At 66.4% G+C, this 18,163-nt stretch carries 13 protein-coding genes; 12 read left to right on the forward strand and 1 reads right to left on the reverse strand.

Translation table 11 applies throughout. The features are described from left to right. The first annotated feature begins 27 nt into the window (after nt 1–27). Together ppc and OJB03_RS00520 are read left to right on the forward strand one after the other, a co-directional pair. Nucleotides 28–2,901: a phosphoenolpyruvate carboxylase gene (ppc, locus tag OJB03_RS00515; RefSeq protein WP_263784362.1), complete on the forward strand. Its 2,874-nt coding sequence runs from the start codon at nt 28–30 to the stop codon at nt 2,899–2,901. A 164-nt stretch (nt 2,902–3,065) separates the two neighbouring features. Beyond that, on the forward strand, nt 3,066–3,572 hold the full coding sequence (locus OJB03_RS00520) for a hypothetical protein (protein ID WP_263784364.1): 507 nt from the start codon (nt 3,066–3,068) through the stop codon (nt 3,570–3,572). A 19-nt stretch (nt 3,573–3,591) separates the two neighbouring features. On the opposite strand, the gene OJB03_RS00525 is transcribed toward OJB03_RS00520, so the two are convergent. Next, on the reverse strand, nt 3,592–6,909 hold the full coding sequence (locus tag OJB03_RS00525; RefSeq protein ID WP_263784365.1) for a PAS domain S-box protein: 3,318 nt from the start codon (nt 6,907–6,909) through the stop codon (nt 3,592–3,594). A gap of 841 nt (nt 6,910–7,750) precedes the next feature. Between OJB03_RS00525 and OJB03_RS00530 the strand changes: the two genes are divergently transcribed. From OJB03_RS00530 to OJB03_RS00575, 10 genes are all read left to right on the forward strand, one after another. Continuing rightward, nucleotides 7,751–8,680: a TolB family protein gene (locus OJB03_RS00530; RefSeq protein WP_263784366.1), complete on the forward strand. Its 930-nt coding sequence runs from the start codon at nt 7,751–7,753 to the stop codon at nt 8,678–8,680. Nucleotides 8,681–9,236: 556 nt separating this feature from the next. Continuing rightward, entirely contained in the window at nt 9,237–9,845 is a 609-nt protein-coding gene (locus OJB03_RS00535) for a LemA family protein (RefSeq protein WP_263784367.1), read from the forward strand. Between the two features lie 112 nt (nt 9,846–9,957). After that, nucleotides 9,958–10,776, forward strand: a complete 819-nt coding sequence (locus OJB03_RS00540; RefSeq protein WP_263784368.1) for a TPM domain-containing protein — start codon at nt 9,958–9,960, stop codon at nt 10,774–10,776. Between the two features lie 78 nt (nt 10,777–10,854). Next, nucleotides 10,855–11,184, forward strand: a complete 330-nt coding sequence (locus OJB03_RS00545; protein WP_263784369.1) for a tetratricopeptide repeat protein — start codon at nt 10,855–10,857, stop codon at nt 11,182–11,184. A gap of 15 nt (nt 11,185–11,199) precedes the next feature. Next, complete coding sequence (locus tag OJB03_RS00550) at nt 11,200–12,228, forward strand: LysM peptidoglycan-binding domain-containing protein (protein WP_263784371.1); 1,029 nt, start codon at nt 11,200–11,202, stop codon at nt 12,226–12,228. A 76-nt stretch (nt 12,229–12,304) separates the two neighbouring features. Continuing rightward, on the forward strand, nt 12,305–13,027 hold the full coding sequence (locus tag OJB03_RS00555) for a CPBP family intramembrane glutamic endopeptidase (RefSeq protein ID WP_263784373.1): 723 nt from the start codon (nt 12,305–12,307) through the stop codon (nt 13,025–13,027). 150 nt (nt 13,028–13,177) lie between these two features. Further along, nucleotides 13,178–14,008 (forward strand): zinc metalloprotease HtpX, encoded by an 831-nt coding sequence (gene htpX / locus OJB03_RS00560; protein WP_263784375.1) that lies wholly within the window; start codon nt 13,178–13,180, stop codon nt 14,006–14,008. Between the two features lie 4 nt (nt 14,009–14,012). After that, the gene (locus OJB03_RS00565) at nt 14,013–14,906 is read left to right on the forward strand and encodes an SCO family protein (protein ID WP_263784377.1); all 894 of its coding nucleotides are present in this window, start codon (nt 14,013–14,015) and stop codon (nt 14,904–14,906) included. Nucleotides 14,907–15,036: 130 nt separating this feature from the next. Then, nucleotides 15,037–15,645: a methyltransferase family protein gene (locus OJB03_RS00570; RefSeq protein ID WP_263784378.1), complete on the forward strand. Its 609-nt coding sequence runs from the start codon at nt 15,037–15,039 to the stop codon at nt 15,643–15,645. Between the two features lie 44 nt (nt 15,646–15,689). Further along, nucleotides 15,690–18,140, forward strand: a complete 2,451-nt coding sequence (locus OJB03_RS00575; protein ID WP_263784380.1) for a heavy metal translocating P-type ATPase — start codon at nt 15,690–15,692, stop codon at nt 18,138–18,140. Nucleotides 18,141–18,163 lie beyond the last annotated feature (23 nt).

Consider the following 18,163-nt stretch of genomic DNA (forward strand, 5'->3'; position numbering starts at 1 on the left):
AATCCTTGACATTGACGCTCCGTTACTATGCCTCGCTGGGACGACCTCGACCTCGAAACGGAGGGCACCGGCATCTCTGAGCCCCTGAGCCGCCAGGTAAACCTGGTGGGGAGCATGCTCGGGCACATCGCGGAAGAGCAGAGCGGGACGGCCCTCTTCGAGCACGTCGAGGGGCTGCGGGCCCTCTGCAAGGCGGCGGAGCAGGAGAACGCCCCGAAAAAGCGGGAGGAGGCCGCGGAGCAGATCGCAACGCTCGACCAGGATACGCTGGAGCGTCTGTTGCATGTGTACACGACCTTCTTCCACCTCGTCAATCAGGCGGAGCAGCAGGAAATCATCCGCGTCAACCGCGAGCGCGCCCGCCAGTCCGGCCCGTCGGACTGGCCGCTGGGGCCGGGGGACGGCACCGGGGCCGATGAGGCGGAGCCGCGCCCGCAGTCGATCGACGCGGCGGTGGCGGACCTGAAGGCGGAGGGCTACACGGTCGACGAGGTCGTGGCCTTCTTCCGGCAGCTGGACATCCAGCCCACCCTCACGGCCCACCCCACGGAGGCGCGGCGACGCTCGGTGCTGCGCAAGGAGCAGCACATCGCCGATCTGCTCTCGACCCTTCGCCGTCCCGACGCCACGCCAGACGAGCGCGCCGAGACGCTGGACCGCCTCTACGGTCAGGTGGCCTTTCTCCTGGGTACCGACGAGGTGCGGGCCGAGCGGCCCACGGTGCGAGAGGAGGTGGAGCAGGGGCACTACTTCCTGCACGGCTCCATCTGGGACACCATCCCCACCCTCCACCGCGACGTGCAGCAGGCCCTGCGCCGCCACTACGACGCCACCGCCGAGCTGCCGGCCTTCCTGCAGTACCGGTCCTGGATCGGCAGCGACCGCGACGGCAACCCCAACGTGACGGCCGACGTCACGCGCTGGACCGTTGCCCGCCAGCGCCGCACCACGCTCGAGCACTACCTGGAGGAGATCGACGAGCTGCGCGACGACCTGAGCATCTCTACCCGCCAGCTTACCGTCTCGGACGCGCTGCGGGACTCGCTGGATGCGGACGCGGCGGCGGTCGACCTGCCCGACGACGTGCGGCGCCAGTACCAGCGCGAGCCGTACCGCCTCAAGCTATGCTACGTCGAGGAACGGCTCCGTGGCCTGCTCGACCGGATCGACGCGACCGACGTGGAGGCGATGGCGGGGGCCTACACCGCCGACGACCTGCTCGCCGACCTTGACCTCATTGCCGAGAGCCTCCACGGCCACGGCTTCGAGGACGCGGCGCAGAGCGGACAGCTCCACCGTCTCCGCTCGCTGGTTAAGACGTTCGGATTTCACCTCGCCGCCCTCGACGTGCGCCAGCACAGCGGGGTCCACGAGGACACGGTGGCCGCACTGCTCGACGCTGGAGGGGTGACGGCCGGTTACGAATACCTCTCGGAGGAGGAAAAGCTGGAGGTGCTGTCCCGGGAGCTCCAGAACCCGCGTCCGCTCGTGAACCGCCACGCGGATCTGCCCCCGGACGCGGCGGAGTTAATGGAGGTGTTCGAGGTCATCCGGGCGATGCACGCGGTCGACCCCGACATCGTCGGCAGCTACGTGGTGAGCATGACCCACACCGTGAGCGACCTGCTGGAGCCGATGCTGCTGGCGAAAGAGGCGGGCCTCGGCGCGGTGGTCGACGGCAGCTACCGGTGCCCGCTCGACATGGTGCCGCTTTTCGAGACGATTGAAGACCTCGACGCCGCCGACGACCGGATGGAGACGCTCTTTACGCACCCGGTCTACGCCGCGCAGCTGGAGGGGCGTGACGGCTTCCAGGAGATCATGCTGGGCTACTCCGACAGCAACAAGGACGGCGGCTACTGGATGGCCAACTGGGCCCTCCACAAGGCCATCCATGCGCTCGGCGTGGTGTGCGACGAGCACGACGTGGACCTGCGTCTCTTCCACGGGCGCGGCGGCACCGTGGGGCGCGGCGGCGGCCACACCTCGCAGGCCATCCAGGCGCTCCCGCCCGTCGTGCACAACGGCCGCATCCGAATGACCGAGCAGGGCGAGATCATCTCGTTCCGGTACGCGCTGCCCGACATTGCGCGGCGCCACGTGGAGCAGATCGTGAACGCGACCCTTACGGCCACGGCCCGCGCCCAGAACACCCCGCCCGCCGAGAACCCCCTGCTGGCCGACAAGGTGTCGATGGAGTCCGATGTGGTTGCCCTCATGGACCGCCTCGCCGAGGAGAGCATGTCGGCCTACCGCGAATTCATCGACGACCCCGAGGGGTGGCAGTGGTACACCGCGGCCACGCCCATCGAACACATCAGCCGCCTCCCCATCGCCTCGCGGCCCGTCTCCCGGGCCTCGGAGGGGGAGGAGGTCGAGTTCGAGAACCTGCGTGCCATTCCGTGGGTGTTTGCGTGGACGCAGACACGCTACATCGCGCCGGGCTGGTACGGCACCGGCCAGGGCCTCGCCACACTCATGGAGGAACGTCCGGGCGCCCGCGACACGCTCCAAGAGCTGTATCAGAGCTGGCCCTTCTTCCGGACCGTCCTCGACAGTGCCCAGCGGGAAATGGCCCGCACGCGCCTTCCCATTGCCGAGCGGTACGACGCGCTCGCCGACGTGGAGACCTCCTTTCACGATCCCATCGTGGAGGACTACGAGCGGGCCGAGGACGCCATCCTCCAAATCACGGATCAGGAAGCGCTCTTCGACAGCAACCCGGTTCTCAAAAAGTCGATCGAGCTCCGAAACCCGTACACCGACGTGCTCAACCTGCTGCAGATCGAGCTTCTGAAGCGGTACCGGGCCAGCACGGACGACGCCGAGCAGGAGGCCCTCCGTGAAGACATTTTCCTGAGCATCAACGGCGTCGCCGCGGCCATGCAGAGCACCGGGTAGTCTGGGTGTGGGAGGGTGAGAACGAACGCGTGGGAGTGGAGCGCGACCTATTCTCTCCGTTCCTTCCTCTCTTCTCCGGCGCCGTACGCTTCGAGCGAGGAACAAGTGCGCGTTTCGCGATCTAAAAACGGCCCGACTTTGCGCCCACCGTCCGGTGCCCCATCATGGCCGACCCCGACCCGACGCCCGACGCCAATACTGCTTCGCCCGTCCAGTACGGCACGGACGCGTTCGACCAGGCCCTCCGGGCCCTTCTCGGCGGCGAAGAGGAACCGCCCACGGCTCGCGTTCTCTTCCACGGCGGCCGGCGGGAGACGCGCCAACAGGCCCTGGCAACCCTCACCCGCCACACCACCGCCAACCTGCATCAGTTTCGGGTGCCGTCCCTGCTAAATGAGCAGCGCATGCAGACCCAGAGCGCCCTGCGCAAGGCCTTCGACCACGCGGCCGAAGAGTCGGCACTGCTTTACTTCGACGCCGCGGACGCCCTCTTCACGCACTCGCACGTCGATACGCCCGACGACGACGAAGACAGGGCCGTGCCCTCCACCGTCGAATATTTCTTTGATCGCGTGGTGGCGCACGGAAGCGCGGTCGTGATTGGCCTCCAGAAGCAGAGCCACGCGGACTGGGCGGGCGAGCACGTCCACCTCGTCGTCCGCTTCGAGTGAGGGCAAGGGCACACCCGGCCTACGTACCGGGGGCTTCCTGCTCCGGTCGGGGCAGGCGCACGACGAAGCGACTCCCCACCCCTTTCTCGGTGTCGACGTCGATTGTGCCCTCCATCTGATCGACGGCCTGTTTGGTGACGGCCAGCCCCAGGCCCGTTCCTTCATACTCGCGGCCCTTGCCCTCGGAGGCCTGATTGAAGGCTTCGAAGAGAGTCGAAACCGCCGCCGGGTCCATCCCTTGTCCGGTGTCCTCCACCTCCAAGACCGCCTGGTCCTTGGCCCTGTGGGCCCGGATCCAGACCTGTCCTCCTTCTCCGGTGTATTTGACCGCGTTCGACACCAAGTTGCGCAGCACGATGCGCAGCGCGCCCTCGTCGGCCCGCGCCCACAGGGGACCCGAGGGCATGTCCATCCGAAGATTGATGCCGGCCTCCGCAGCCTGTTGTTCGAAGAGAGCGCCTACGTCTTCGGCCTGCTCGGCCACGTTGAGCGGGGAAAGGACGAGCTCCATCTCCTCGGCCTCCAGCTTCGACAGGTTCAACACCGCGTCGAGCGTTTCGAGCAGGCGCCGTCCTCCCTGCTCGATGAGGCCCGCAAATCGGGACACGGTGGTGTCCGCTCCGTTCACTTCGTCCCCGATGGCCTCCGCAAATCCGATGATCGACGTCAGGGGAGTGCGGATCTCATGGCTCATGTTGGCCAGAAAGGCCGACTTCATTTCGTTGACCTGCTCGGCCTTCTCCTTCGCCTCAACGAGCTTCTGCTCGCGGCCCAGCCGGTCGAGCACCACGGCGGCGTAGGTCGACAGTATCTCGACGAGGCGCAGGTTGAACGCGCCGAACTCCTCGTGTGACACCTGTCCCATCAACACGATCCCGTGCTCCCCCATGGGGGCACAGGCCATCGAGCGCAGGTCGCCATACGACACGTCGTTGTCGAGGGCCTCTACATTCTGCACCACCACTGTCTCTCCGGACCGGTACGCCCGAGCGCTGATGCTGTCCCCATCGACCGGGAGCGACTGAATCGTTGGCATCTGGTGGGTCGGAGCGACCGCGACCTCGACGGGGACGAGCTGCCTGTCCCGCACGAAGGCGACGCCCGAAATGGGGTAGTCGAACACCTCCTGCAACACCTCTTGGATGCGGGTCGCGACCGCGTCGGGGGTTTCGGCGCTCCAGAGGTGGCGTGTGGCCGCGTACAGCGATTCCAGTTTCTGCTGCCGGTCCCGGAGCGTCCGGGACTGCTGCTTCTGCTCGGAGATATCGGTGACGGCCCCGTCGTAGTACACCACCTCGCCGTCTTCATCGCGCACCGTGGTGGTGCTGACGAGACCGGTAAGCGTCGACCCGTCTTTGCGTCGGAATTCGATCTCAATCGCGTCGACGTGACCCTGCTCTTTCGTGATGCGCCGGCTTTCCTCTCGGGTCTCCGGACGTGCGTACAACTGCGTCGGGTCAATCTCGAGGACCTCGTCGGCGCTCTCGTACCCGAAGATATCGGCGAAGGCCCGATTAGCATAAACGAGCCCTTGGTCGGGGGTGGACCGGTAGATGCCGTCCGAGACATTCTCGGTAATCGAGCGGAGTCGTTCCTCCCGCTCGCGGAGGGCCTGCTCCATTTCTTTTTGTTCGGTCACGTCCCGGAAGATCGTCTGCCCGGCCCTCTCTCCGTTGAATTCGATGGGCACCGTGTAGCTCTCGATGACGCGGCGCTCTCCATTCACGCCGGTAATCTCCAACTCTTGTGGAGCGGTCGACGTGCGCTCCCGATAGACCTTTCGAAGTCGGTTCTCGAAGAACTCCTGCTGAGACGCCAGGACGACAAAATCCCAGAGGGAGTGGCCGATCACGTCCTCCGGATCGTCTGCGCCCAGTATCTCGGCCCCGGCCGGGTTGATGTAGCGAATGTCGCCGTCGACGGAGATGTGAAGGCCGTCCTGGAGCTTCTCGACGAGGCGCCGCCACCGCTCCCGGCTTTGCCGAAGCTGCCTCTCCTGCCGCTTCCGCTCGGTGATCTCGGTCACGGCTCCGTCGTAGTACTGCACGTCCCCGTCGGAGCCCCGAACGGTCGTGGCGCTCAGCAGGCCCGTGAAGGTCGTCCCGTCCGTGCGCCGAAATTCCACTTCGACCCCGTTGATGCCGTCGTTCCGATTGGACTGCCGAAGGACCTGTTCCCGTTGGTCGGGGTCGGCGTAGAACCGGGCCGGGTCGGCTTCCAGAAGCGCATCAACGCTCCGGTAGCCGAGCATGTCGGCGAGGGACTGATTGGCGTAAACGAGGCCCTCGTCGGGTGTCGACCGGTAGATGCCTCCCGAAATGTTTTCGGTGATGGACTCGAGCAGGGCGTCGCGTGCCTGAAGGGCCTCCTCGGTCTTGCGCTTTTCCTTCCGGAGTCGGCGTTCCTGCTGCTTCCGGTCGGTGATGTCGCGGCCCTCAGGAATCAGCATCGTAACCGATCCGTCCGCGGTGGTGACCGGACGGATTGAGAAATCGACCACCCGGGTCCCGTCGGCCCCTTGTACCTCCGTCTCGTACCGCACAAATTCGCCCTCGGCCGCCCGTTCGACGGCCCCTCGGACCCTCTGCCGCGCCTCCGGAGTCGTCTGCCACCAGTGCGTGTCCCAGAGTGGTTTTCCGACGACCTCCTCGCGCTCCAGCCCGCCAAACTCGAGGGCTGCGTCGTTGGCCTCCACGAGGGTCCCGTCCGGCTTCAGCAGGCCCGTGAACTGGTAGGTGTGGTTGAAGATGGCGTCGTACCGCTGCCGGGCCCGGTCCCACGCGTCGGCCCAACGGTGTAGCTCCAGCTCATTGACGACCATCTCGGCGAGGCCTTCGAGCCGGTCGACATCGGCGGGGTCGGGGGAGTTGGGCTCGGTGTCCAGCACGCACAGCGTCCCGATCCGGTGGTCCTGCGGGCCCACCAGCGGGGTGCCGGCGTAGAAGCGAATCTCGGAATCTCCTGCGACCCACGGGTGGTCGGCAAGCCGGGGGTCGTCCGCAGCGTCCGCGATGACCGTCGCCCCCGGGGATCGAAGCGTTCGTGTACAAAGACGAGTCTTCACCCCGTCGTCCTCATTCTGGAGGCCTGCTTCACGGAGCCCATCGGCGGCCACCACCTGTGGCTGCCCATTCGCGTGAAGGGTCCCCATTGCCATCGGGGTGTCGAAGACGCAGGCGGCAAGGTCTAGGACCCGGTCGAACGAGCGCTCAGGGTCTGCGTCGGTCTCCGGCCCAGAATGGGCCGCTGCAGGGGAGCTTGTCTCCGAAAACGGGTCGGCAGGCTCCGAGAACGAGGAACGGTAGAATTGAGCGTGTGGGGGGGCATCTGACTCCATAGTGGAGCGTGCAGGGGAGAGTATAAAGGAACAGGCTCCGTCGGACGATTCGGGATCCAGCCCGCTAGACCACCGAGGTCAATTGGAAGTAGTATAGGTTCTTAAGAAATCCCCTATTCGTTGAAAGAACAAAATTTATTCCTTGAGTTTGGATGTTTCTATCCAATTGAAAGCATATGCCTGAGAATCTGTTCGCAAATCGTCCGTCCGGAGTGGAGCGCCTAATCATCGTGCGGGTAGAGGCAAGGCAAATCCCCCCGCTGCTTTAAATGGAATGCCTACCGTCAACGTTATGGGCGACTGCCGTTGGGAGAGGCGCGATCGCCAACAGAGAGCGCAGAGAACGACATTTTTTCTCGCAGACCAGTTTCGTGTAGAGACGGGCTCCTCCATTTGAACACCTTTGGTAGCGAGCCCAGTCAGTAGCGAGCCCAGTCTCATCCGCAATCGCGTTTGGCTCACGGTGGAAAGAGCATTGGAAGCCCCCTGTCATGGTTTTTAGAAACGGGCCGCGGACAGGAGAAAACGGTCGATTCAACTGCACAGGCGTGCAACCCTCCAGGCTGAGCGAAGAGGAAAATAGGCGCTCCGTTTGGGAGTACAGCATCGTCTCCGGCCGTTTTGAAGAGTACACGCGACTGTAGGAGCGTTAGGCGTGCGGGGTCTCTCAAGACCGGATTTGTCGGTGGCTTTTCTTTCGTAGAGCCATCGACACGACCGGGCCGATTCGGACGTGGGGGCGTGAAGGCCACTGCTTGTTGGTTTGTCTCCGGTCCGGTTACCTTAACACTGAAAAACAAAACACGACATCGCCGTATTTGCCAAAAAGCCCCGCGCATCAATGTCGCTCGTCCGCCTGTGGAGGTTGGGTCTCGCGGTCATTCTGGTGTCCATGGGAGGCTGTACGGAGCCCCCAGATGGGGAAGACTCCGCGGAAGACCCTGCGGCGGACGATTCAATTGCCGCCATGGCGCCAGGGACGAATGTGGTTGTGGCGCCGCTCGATGCATCCGACGATTCGCTCCGTATGGGTACGCCGAGGCCCGCTACGACGCGGCCCGGCTATGACAACCAGCCTGCTTTTTTGCGAACCGAGCCGGGACTCGTCTGGACGGCCATCCGCGACGGGCAGGCGGATCTGTACCGGCAGGCCGGGGACGACGGGGACGTTACGCAGGTAACCGAGACGCCCGAGAGTGAGTATTCACCGACTCCCCGGCCCGGCGGAGCACTGACGGTCGTGCGCGTCGAGGCGGATGGCCGGCAGCGTCTCTGGCGGTACCGGGCCGATGGCACGCCGGCCGCCCCGGTGCTGCCCGAGGCCGATTCGGTGGGCTACCATGCGTGGCTCGACAGCAGCCGCGTGGCTCTCTTCGTGCTTGGATCTCCGCCGACGCTCCATGTGACCAACGCGAACACCGGCGCCGACACGGTTGTGGCCCGCCGCATCGGACGGTCGCTTCAGCCGGTGCCCGGACAGGCCGCCGTCAGTTTTGTCCAGCTCGGTCCTGACTCGTCGGTTGCGATTCATCGGCTCGATGGGAAATCTCTCACCACCCGTCGACTAATAGACGCGCCGACGGAAGATCCGACCGGCGACCACGCCTGGACGCCGAGTGGGCACCTCCTCATGGCAACCGAGGACGCGCTCGTGGCCTGGCGCAGGGGGAGGACAGGCTGGCGCCCGGTGGCTGCGCTGGACACGATGGACGTGTCCCGTCTCGCGGTGTCACGCACTGGCGAACGGCTGGCGATGGTGGTCGCAGAGTAAGGTTGTGAGGCACAAGGTCGACGAGAGGCTCTACTCGGCCTGGTGTAGCGAGCGACGAACTTGTACAGTCAGGCGAGCCCGTCGGCGCGCTGGGAGAGAGAGGAAGAAGGGGGCGTGTGTCGAGGATGAGCTACACTGAAGACCGGTCTGGGAAGGTTGGAGCGTGTTGACCGGGAGGGGGCTGCGGAAGTTCTTGCGGGGACCGCTGCCGAAGCCTCCGCACTACGGGGCACCAGTCGGAGCGGGGAAGGTGCCCGACGCCGCTTGCCCATTCGCGGATGGATGCTCGCTGAGGACTTCCCGTCGTTTACGAAGCCAAATGGGGGACAACGTCGTTCGACCCGTGCGATTAAGGCCCGTTTGCAACCGAGCCGGTGCCGGAGCAGCCCGGAAAGAGAACGGATTGGCTGAGGCGTCGAAAACAGGCACGACGTGTGCACGTCCCGGTAGGCTCGGCCCGAGGGCCCATCAGATTGGGGGCGCAACTCCACACAGAGTCAGCCGTAGGGGCGACCTGATACTGGGCCCGTTTTCACTACCAAAAAGCTCTGCGCTCATGCGAAGCAAAGGCGCCATCACCCTTGCCGTCCTCGTGGTCGTTCTCGGCTTCGTCGGCTGCGGGGCCACGAGCTCGTACAACAGCCTCGTCCAGAGCGACGAGGAGGTGCAGGAGTCGTGGTCCAACCTGCAGGCGACCTACCAGCGGCGGGCCGACCTCATTCCCAATCTCGTGGAGACGGTGCAGGGCGCCGCCGACTTCGAGCAGGAGACGCTGCAGTCGGTGACGGAGGCCCGGGCGAAGGCCACCTCCATTCAGGTGGACGCCGGGGACCTCGACAATCCCCAGCGGCTCCGGCAATTTCAGGAGGCCCAGTCGGCCCTCGGCAAGTCGCTCGGGCGGCTGCTGGCCGTCTCCGAGAACTACCCGAAGCTGCAGGCCACACAGAGCTTCAGCGACCTGCAGGCACAGCTGGAGGGCACGGAGAACCGCATCACGGTGGCGCGGCGCGACTACAACAGCACCGTGCGCCAGTACAACACGCAGGTCCGGTCCTTCCCGACGGTGGTATTCGCGAGCCTCATGGGCTTCAAGACGAAAACGCCGTTCGAGGCGGAGGCGGGGGCCGAGCAGGCGCCGGACGTGGACTTCGGTAGTGATTCGTAATGCATGAAGTCTGAGGAGAATCCGTCCGGCAGTTGCGCCCCCGGCCTCGCGTGCTCGCCGACGCTCACGAAGAGGGCCTGCCTCGATTCCTGTCCGAACACAGCTTCCCACCGTGCTTTCGCGTTTTCGCTCCATCTTGCTGCTCGGCTTCGCGCTGAGCCTCTTTGTGGCGGTCCTCGCGCCGACGGCCGTGGCCCAGCGCTACGACTTTCCGCCGAAGCCGAGTGGTCCGGTGCTGGATCAGGGCAGTATGCTCTCCGGCGGGGAGGAGCGGGCGCTGGCCCGCAAGCTGGCGGCGTACGAGGACACCTCGTCGACCGCCGTCGTGGTGGTCACCCTCTCTTCCCTGAACGGGGCGCCCGTGGACGACTACGCCATCTCGTTGGGCCGTGAGTGGAGCGTGGGCCAGGAAGGGAAGGACAACGGCGTGGTGGTGCTCGTCTCGAAAAACGACCGCAAGATGTTCATTGCCACGGGCTACGGCGTAGAGGGGGCGCTCCCCGACGCCATCGCCAATCGCATTGTGGAGCGCGTCATCACCCCCGCGTTCCGGAACGGCGACTTCTACGCCGGGCTCGACCGGGGCACCGACGCCATCATCCGGGCCACCGCGGGGGAGTATACCGCCACGGAGGAGGCCGTTGCGTCGTCCTCCGACGACGGCGGTGTTTCGACGTCCCTCATCTACATCTTCCTGATCTTTGCCTACTTCATCGGCAGCTCGTTCTGGCGAGGGGGCGGCGGCACTAAGAAGGGAGCGAAGACGTCGACGCGTCGTCGCAGCGACCTGCCAATCTTCATTTGGGGCGGCGGGGGATCACACGGCGGGGGCGGCTTCGGAGGGGGCGGTGGATTTGGCGGCGGAGGCGGTGGCTTTGGCGGTTTTGGGGGTGGGAGCTTCGGCGGCGGCGGCGCCGGGGGCTCGTGGTGATGCGTAGAGGGGCGCCGCCCGCCCCGGATCGAAGAACTCTCACTATTACATGTGGCCTTTTCTCATCGCCGTTTTGCCATGAGCACCGACCGACTGGAACAGCTCAAGACCTTCCACGAAGAGGACCCCGAGGACCCGTTCACGCGATACGCCCTCGCGCAGGAGCACCTGAAGCACGACAATGCCTCGCGTGCCCTCGACCTGTTTGAGGAGCTTGTGGAGACGGACCCCGACTACGTGGGCACCTACTACCACCTTGGCAAGCTCTACGAGCGCCTCGACCGCACCGACGACGCGATCGACACGTACGCACAGGGCATTGAGAGGGCCCGCGAGGAGGGCACCCAGAAAGACCTGTCGGAGCTCCAAGACGCGAAGCTGAAGGCCGAAGGCGTCGGATTCGACTGACCGTCACGACTGCCGATGCGCACTGCTGTTCTTGTGTTGGGCGTTCTGCTGACCCTGACCGGCACGGCGCCGGTCGGCCACGCCCAGGCCCCGTCCGACTCGACCTACACGGTGCAGTCCGGAGACACGCTGTACAGCATCGCCCGGCGAGTAGGCGTGTCGGTGGAGGCCCTACAGCGGTGGAATGAGTTGGAGGGCCCGTCGCTGCAGGTTGGGCAGACGCTCCGCCTCCAGCCGCCTCGCCCGGAGCCGCCCTCCGAGGCGACCGAGGCCCAGCCGGAGTCCACCACCGCGGCCCCGGCCTCTCCAGACACCGTTGCCTCGGACACAGTGGCCTCAGACACAGTAGCCGTGAGCACTGCCGGCCGAGACACCACCGCCGCAGACTCCGTGACGGGCCCGCCGGTGTACGGGCGGTACGCGGCGGCGGGGGGCGACTCGTTCGTGAACCTGGCGCTTCGCCTTGGCACCACGGCGGACACGCTGTCTGCCCTGAATGGTCGCACGGCGGCGTCTCTTCAGGCGGGGCAGGCGCTCCGGCTTCCCAAACGGTTCGCGCCGCCGGCCCACCTGGTAACGGCCGGGGAGACCCTCTACGGCATCGCGGGGACGTACGGGGTGAGCGCCCGGGCCCTCCGGACGGCCAACGACCTCGACACGACCGCGCTGGAGGCGGGGCGACGCCTCCGCCTGCCGGGCCGGGAGGCCCCCGAGGTGCCGTCCCCCGGCGACTGGGCCGCGCCCGACTCGACGGGGGCCGTTGCCGTCTACCCGGACGCGTTCGCCGGGCGCCTCACGGCCAGCGGCACGCCGTACGATCCCGATGCCCTCGTGGTGAGTCACCCATCGCTCCCGTACGACTCCGTCGTGCTCCTCTCCCGCCCGGACGCGGACCGCCACACCTTTGCCCGCGTCCTCGACCGAGGGCCGATTGAGGGAGGGACACTGCTCGACGTATCGGCGGCCGTGGCAGACCGGCTCGGCATCGACACCGACGCGACGCCGACCGTAGAGCTGCGGACGGTGTGGACGGGGGGCCCGTGAGGCCGTAACATTTTTCGTGTCGCACGCGTCCGACGTTCACCCTCACCCTCTCATTTTTCTCTTCCTCACGTCCCCGATGGCCTCTACCGGCTGGCGGACCTACCACCGGGCCACCCGCTCGGCCACGTACGGGTTCCTCAGCGCCCTGCCGCTCTTTGCACTCTACGAGACGATGATTGTGCTCGCGAACGTCGACGCCACACGGCCGGTTCGGGTCGAGGCGGGCATGTGGATCAAAGAGCTACTCATGATGACCGGGGCGTCCGGCGGGCTGGTCCTTGCGATGCTCGTGGTGGGGGGCGGTGGGACCGCGTACCTGTTGGATCGGCACCGCGACGTACCGCTGCGGTCGCGCTACTTTGCGGGGCTCGTGGGCGAGAGCGCGGCGTACGCGATCGGGGTGGCCCTCGCCGTGTCGTCGGCCGTCGGGGTCCTTTTTGCCGCGGTTCCGCCGCCCGACGGGGCACTCTGGACACAGCTGGCCCTGTCCGTGGGGGCGGGGCTCTACGAAGAGCTGGTCTTTCGCGTGCTCCTCGTGGGCGGGCTGGCCCACTTCCTTCGAAGGGCTGTGGAGTCGGATTCCTGGGCCTACGTCCTGGCCGCCCTGGTTGGGGCCGCGCTGTTTAGCCTTGTCCACTACGTTGGCCCCCTGGGCGATCCGTTTGCACTCCCGTCATTTGCCTTTCGGTTCCTCTTCGGCCTGGCCCTCAATGCCCTCTTCCTCGCCCGCGGCTTCGGCGTCGCCGCCTGGACCCACGCGCTCTACGACGTGATGGTGGTGACGGGGATGCTGGGGTGAGAGCGGCGGCCCGGAGAAGGACCGCGCCTGCCACGCCAGGTATCACGAAAAAGTCTGACATCCCGGCAGGCCTGAGGACCGCGGCACGGCCCTTGTGCATACGAGATAGTGAGGTGCAATTAGTCATACACGTTCCTACAACGACCCAATATGAACAGCTTCCGCACCACCGCGCTCATGGCGGGCATGCTCGTGCTCTTTGCCCTCATCGGGCAGGCGCTTGGGGGCACGGGCGGCATGCTGCTCGCCTTCGTGATTGCCGTGGGCATGAACGGCGTTAGCTACTGGTACAGCAGCTCCATCGTACTCCGCATGTACGGAGCCGAGGAGGTAAGCCGCGCCGAGGCGCCGGAGCTGCACGATCTTGTGGACCGCCTGCGCCGGCGGGCCGATCTGCCGATGCCGAAGGTGTGCATCATTCCGCAGGACCAGCCCAACGCCTTCGCCACCGGCCGCAACCCCGAAAACGCCGTGGTGGCGGTCACGGAGGGCATCATGGACGTGCTCGAGCGCGACGAGCTGGCCGGCGTGATCGCCCACGAGCTGGCGCACATCAAAAACCGCGACATGCTGACGTCTACCGTCGCGGCGACGCTGGCCGGGGCCATCACGATGCTGTCCCGGTTCGCCCTCTTCTTCGGCGGGCGGGACAACAACTTCCTCGTGTCGCTCCTCATGATGATCCTCGCCCCGATGGCGGCCATGCTCATCCAGTCGGCCATTTCCCGCAGCCGCGAGTACGCCGCCGACCGGGAGGGCGCCGAGATTGCGAAAAACCCCCTCGGCCTCGCTAGCGCCCTGCGCAGCATGGAGCGGGCCGCGGAGCATCGTCCCATGCAGGCCAATCAGACGACCTCACACATGTTCATCGTGAACCCGTTCAGCGGGGGGCTGAGCGGCATGAAGCGGCTCTTCTCTACCCACCCCCCCACGGAGGAGCGCATCGCCCGCCTCGAAGAAATGGCCGGCCGCGCCCAGTGAGCCCATGATTCAGAACCGACTCGCTGTGTTCGGGGGCGGGCTCTTCGCGTTCTTCCTGGCCGCGGGCGCCCTGCTTCTCTATCTCTTTGGCACGGACACGTACACCGTTGACGGCCGCGTCGCCGGCATCCAGAATGAGGGGCGTACCCTCGTGGTCGAACACGAGGAGATCCCGGGATACATGCCGCCGATGATCATGCCCCTTCCGGTGGCGGACTCCAGCATGACGGCCCCGCTGGAAAAGGGAGATGCGGTCCAGTTTCGGCTCGCCGTGAGCGAGGACAGCGCCAGCATCATTGCCGTTCGCCAGCGTGCGGACACGGCGGTGGCCCGGAATCCGGCCCGCACGACCACGCCGATCAAATCGGCGGCCGATGGGGGAACGCAGATGCTCCAGCAAGGGGACCGCGTCCCCGCAGACCTCACGCTCACGACTCAGGCTGACGCGTCCCTCCAGATCGGCGACTACCGCGGGCAGACGCTCGTCCTGACGTTCATCTACACCCGGTGCCCGCTGCCGACCTACTGCCCTCTCATGTCGAAGCAGTTTGCGGCCCTGCAACCGCAGCTTCGCGAGCAGCATGGGGAGGAGGCCCAGCTGCTGTCCATCAGCTTCGACCCGGCCTACGACACGCCGCAGGTGCTCCGCGAGTACGCGTCGAAGTACACGGATCGGCTCGACACCTGGACCTTCGCCACCGGCGACTCAAGCCAGGTTGAACGGGCGACTGGTCTCTTTGGCGTCCACGCCCAGAAAACGGGGAGCGAGGAGATCACGCACAACCTCACGACGGCCCTCATCGGGCCGGAGGGGCGCGTGCGGCGCCTCTGGCGCGGCAACGACTGGACGCCGTCCGACGTGCGGCAGGCCGTCGCGCAGGTGGCCGAGGCCTCCTAATCCGTCCTTGGACGCACCGATCCAGCCCGCTACCAGAAGAAACGCACTGGGGCAATCGGCAGGAAACCTCTATTTTTCCTCATCTTATGAACAGGTGCTCATACATTCATAAGTTTACGGGCTGACTGGAATGGTGTCCGCAACGGGAATCGTCTTTTGGACAGCGCTCATCGCCGGGGTCGCATTGGACGTGACACTCCTCGCTACCCTCGTAGTTGAGGCCGTTCAGGTCTGGCCGCCGCTGGGGCGCCGAACGTGGACGTATCGGCTCACCTGGACGCTCTTCGCTGTGGCCTGCGTTGGCTTTCTCGTTGTGGGCGGGATGGACGCCGGGAGCCTGGGGCTTGCCCGATGGATAGGCGAAGCCGTGACGACTATCCTCGGCAGCACGCTCGTCGTAGGGGGCACCGCGTTGGCCAGCTACGCGATGGGGCGACTGGGGCTGCGCGGGTGCCTCGGTCTAAATGCGGAGCTCGTCACGGACGGGCCCTTCGCCGTGAGCCGAAATCCCGGCTACGTAGGGGACCTCATTCTAATCGCCGGGTACGTGCTCCTCACCGACTCGGGCCTGGCAGGCATCGTGGGAGCTGTCGGGGCCGTCTGGTTTCTGTTGGCGCCGTTGGCCGAAGAGCCCTGGCTGGAGGAGCAATATGGCGCATCTGATCGGCGTTACCGGCAGCGGTGTCCTCGTTTCCTCGGGCGGTCGTCGATTCGGGCACTCTCCTCGAAAACGGCCTGACAGGGCCTCCTCATCCGTCAATCCGTACACTCCCCACATCCGCCGTGGCGAAACAGGTTCAGCTCGATCTCCCGATCGTTCTCCCTACCGTCCCCGACGCCGAGGACGCATGTGTCGACCGTCTCACGAGCAGCCTCCACGAGCAGGACGGGGTGAGTACGGCGCACGTGTCAACGGCGACGAACGGCGCGCCGGACCGGCTCTGCATCCACTACGACCCGGACGCGATCTCGCTGCCCCAGATTCGGCGACGCGCCCGCAGCCTCGGCACCGAGCTGACCGACCAGTATGGACACCTTTCCTGGACCGTCGACGGCATCTCACATCCTCGCCGTGCCCGCACACTTGCGCGGCGGCTTCGGCAGATCGAAGGGGTCGTGGAGGCGGGGGCAAGTGCCGCCGAGCAGATCCGCGTGGAGTACGACCGGTCGTCGACGAGTGAGGATGAGATTTGCGCCGCGCTCCGGTCGATGAATGTGCGGCCGCGGGGCGACCGACTGGAGGCGCAGGGACTGGCGGAGGAGGCCGGCAATGGACAGCGGGAGGCGGGACACGACCACGACCATGGCGGGATCTTCGGCGAAAAGACGGAGCTGATCTTTGCCCTCACGGCCGGCGTGTGTGTGGCCCTGGGCGTCGGGCTCTCCTTCGCGAACGGTGTGCCGGGATGGATTCCCTGGGGACTTTACATCGGTGCCTATGCGTTCAGCGGGTACTACACCGTGCGGGAAGCGGTCGATACGCTCCGGGCCGGAGAGTTCGAGGTAGATTTTCTCATGATCGTGGCCGCGGGAGGAGCGGCGGTGCTCGGAAAATGGCTGGAGGGGGCGTTTCTGCTGTTTCTCTTTTCGCTGGGCCACTCGCTGGAGCACTACGCGATGCGCCGGGCCCGCCGGGCCATCGAGTCGCTTGCGGACCTGGCGCCGGATACGGCCCTTGTGCGGCGAAACGAGACCGAACAAGAGGTTTCGGTGGACGACCTGACGGTCGGCGATGTCGTGATCGTAAAGCCGAACGAGCGCGTGCCGGCCGACGGGGTCGTGCTGAAGGGCGAGAGCGCGGTGAACCAGGCGCCGGTCACCGGGGAGAGCGTGCCGGTGGACAAGACGCCGGTCGAAGCTCCGCCGGCCGTGCAGGATCTGGCGACCCTGGACGCGGCCCATCGCGTCTACGCCGGCACGATCAACGGCAGCGGCGTGCTGGAGGTGCGCGTCACGAAGCGGGCCGACGAAACGACGATCTCGCGGGTGGTGCAGCTGGTGACGGAGGCGGAAGCGGAGAAATCCCCCACTGAGCGCTTCACCGACCGCTTCGAGCGGGTCTTCGTCCCGGCGGTCCTCGGGCTTGTGGGGCTGCTTCTCTTCGCCTGGGTGCCCCTGGACGAGCCCTTCGCCGACAGCTTTTACCGCGCCATGGCCGTGCTCGTGGCCGCGAGCCCGTGCGCCCTCGCCATCGCCACCCCGAGTGCCGTGCTGAGTGCCCTGGCCCGGGCCGGACAGGGAGGGGTTCTCGTAAAAGGGGGCGGCCCGCTTGAGCATCTCGGCCGGCTCGGGGCCGTCGCGTTCGACAAGACGGGCACCCTCACGACGGGCAAGCCCCGCGTTACGGACGTGCGTCCCTGCCCCGGAGTCCGCGAGGAGACTCTTCTCCGGACCGCCGTCGCCGCCGAGCAGCTCAGCGACCACCCGCTGGCGGAGGCGGTCGTCCAGTACGGCGAAGACCACCTCGGGGCCCGCCCGCCTGAAGACGCGACGGAAATGGAAGGCATCACGGGTCGGGGCGTCCGCGCCTTCGTCGGAGGAGTGCCCGTACACGTTGGGAAACAGGCGCTCTTCGACGAGATCGGCGGGCCGCCGCCCCCCGACACGCTTCGTGAGGAGGCGGAGGCGCTGGAGGCCGACGGACGAACGACGATGATCGTCCGTCGCGGGGGCACCTACCTCGGCGTGATGGGCCTCGCCGATACGCCCCGTCCGGAGGCGACCAACGTGGTAGGCCGGCTCCGCCGGACAGGTATCCGGCGGATGGTCGTGCTCTCGGGGGACAACCAGCGCGTCGTGGACGCGGTGGCCGAACAGCTGGGGCTCGACGAGGCCCGTGGCGACCTGCTGCCCACCGACAAAGTGGACGCTGTTCGGACGCTCCGCCAAAACGAAGACGTGGCCATGGTGGGTGATGGCGTGAACGACGCGCCCGCCATGGCGAACGCCACTGTGGGTATTGCAATGGGGGCGGCCGGATCGGACGCGGCCCTGGAGACCGCCGACGTGGCCCTGATGGCCGATGACCTGTCCCAACTGCCATTTGCGGTGGGGCTCAGCCGACAGACCCGCCGTGTCATCACGCAGAACCTGTGGATTGCGCTCGGGATGGTGGCGGTCCTGGTGCCCGCCACGATTGCGGGGCTCCCCATTGGCCCGGCCGTGGTGCTGCACGAAGGGTCGACGCTGCTCGTCGTGGGCAATGCGTTGCGGCTTCTCCGGTACGACTCGTAATGGCCGCGACGGAACTGGACTCG

The sequence above is a fragment of the Salinibacter grassmerensis genome (assembly GCF_947077765.1).
In the GTDB taxonomy this organism is placed as follows: domain Bacteria; phylum Bacteroidota; class Rhodothermia; order Rhodothermales; family Salinibacteraceae; genus Salinibacter; species Salinibacter grassmerensis.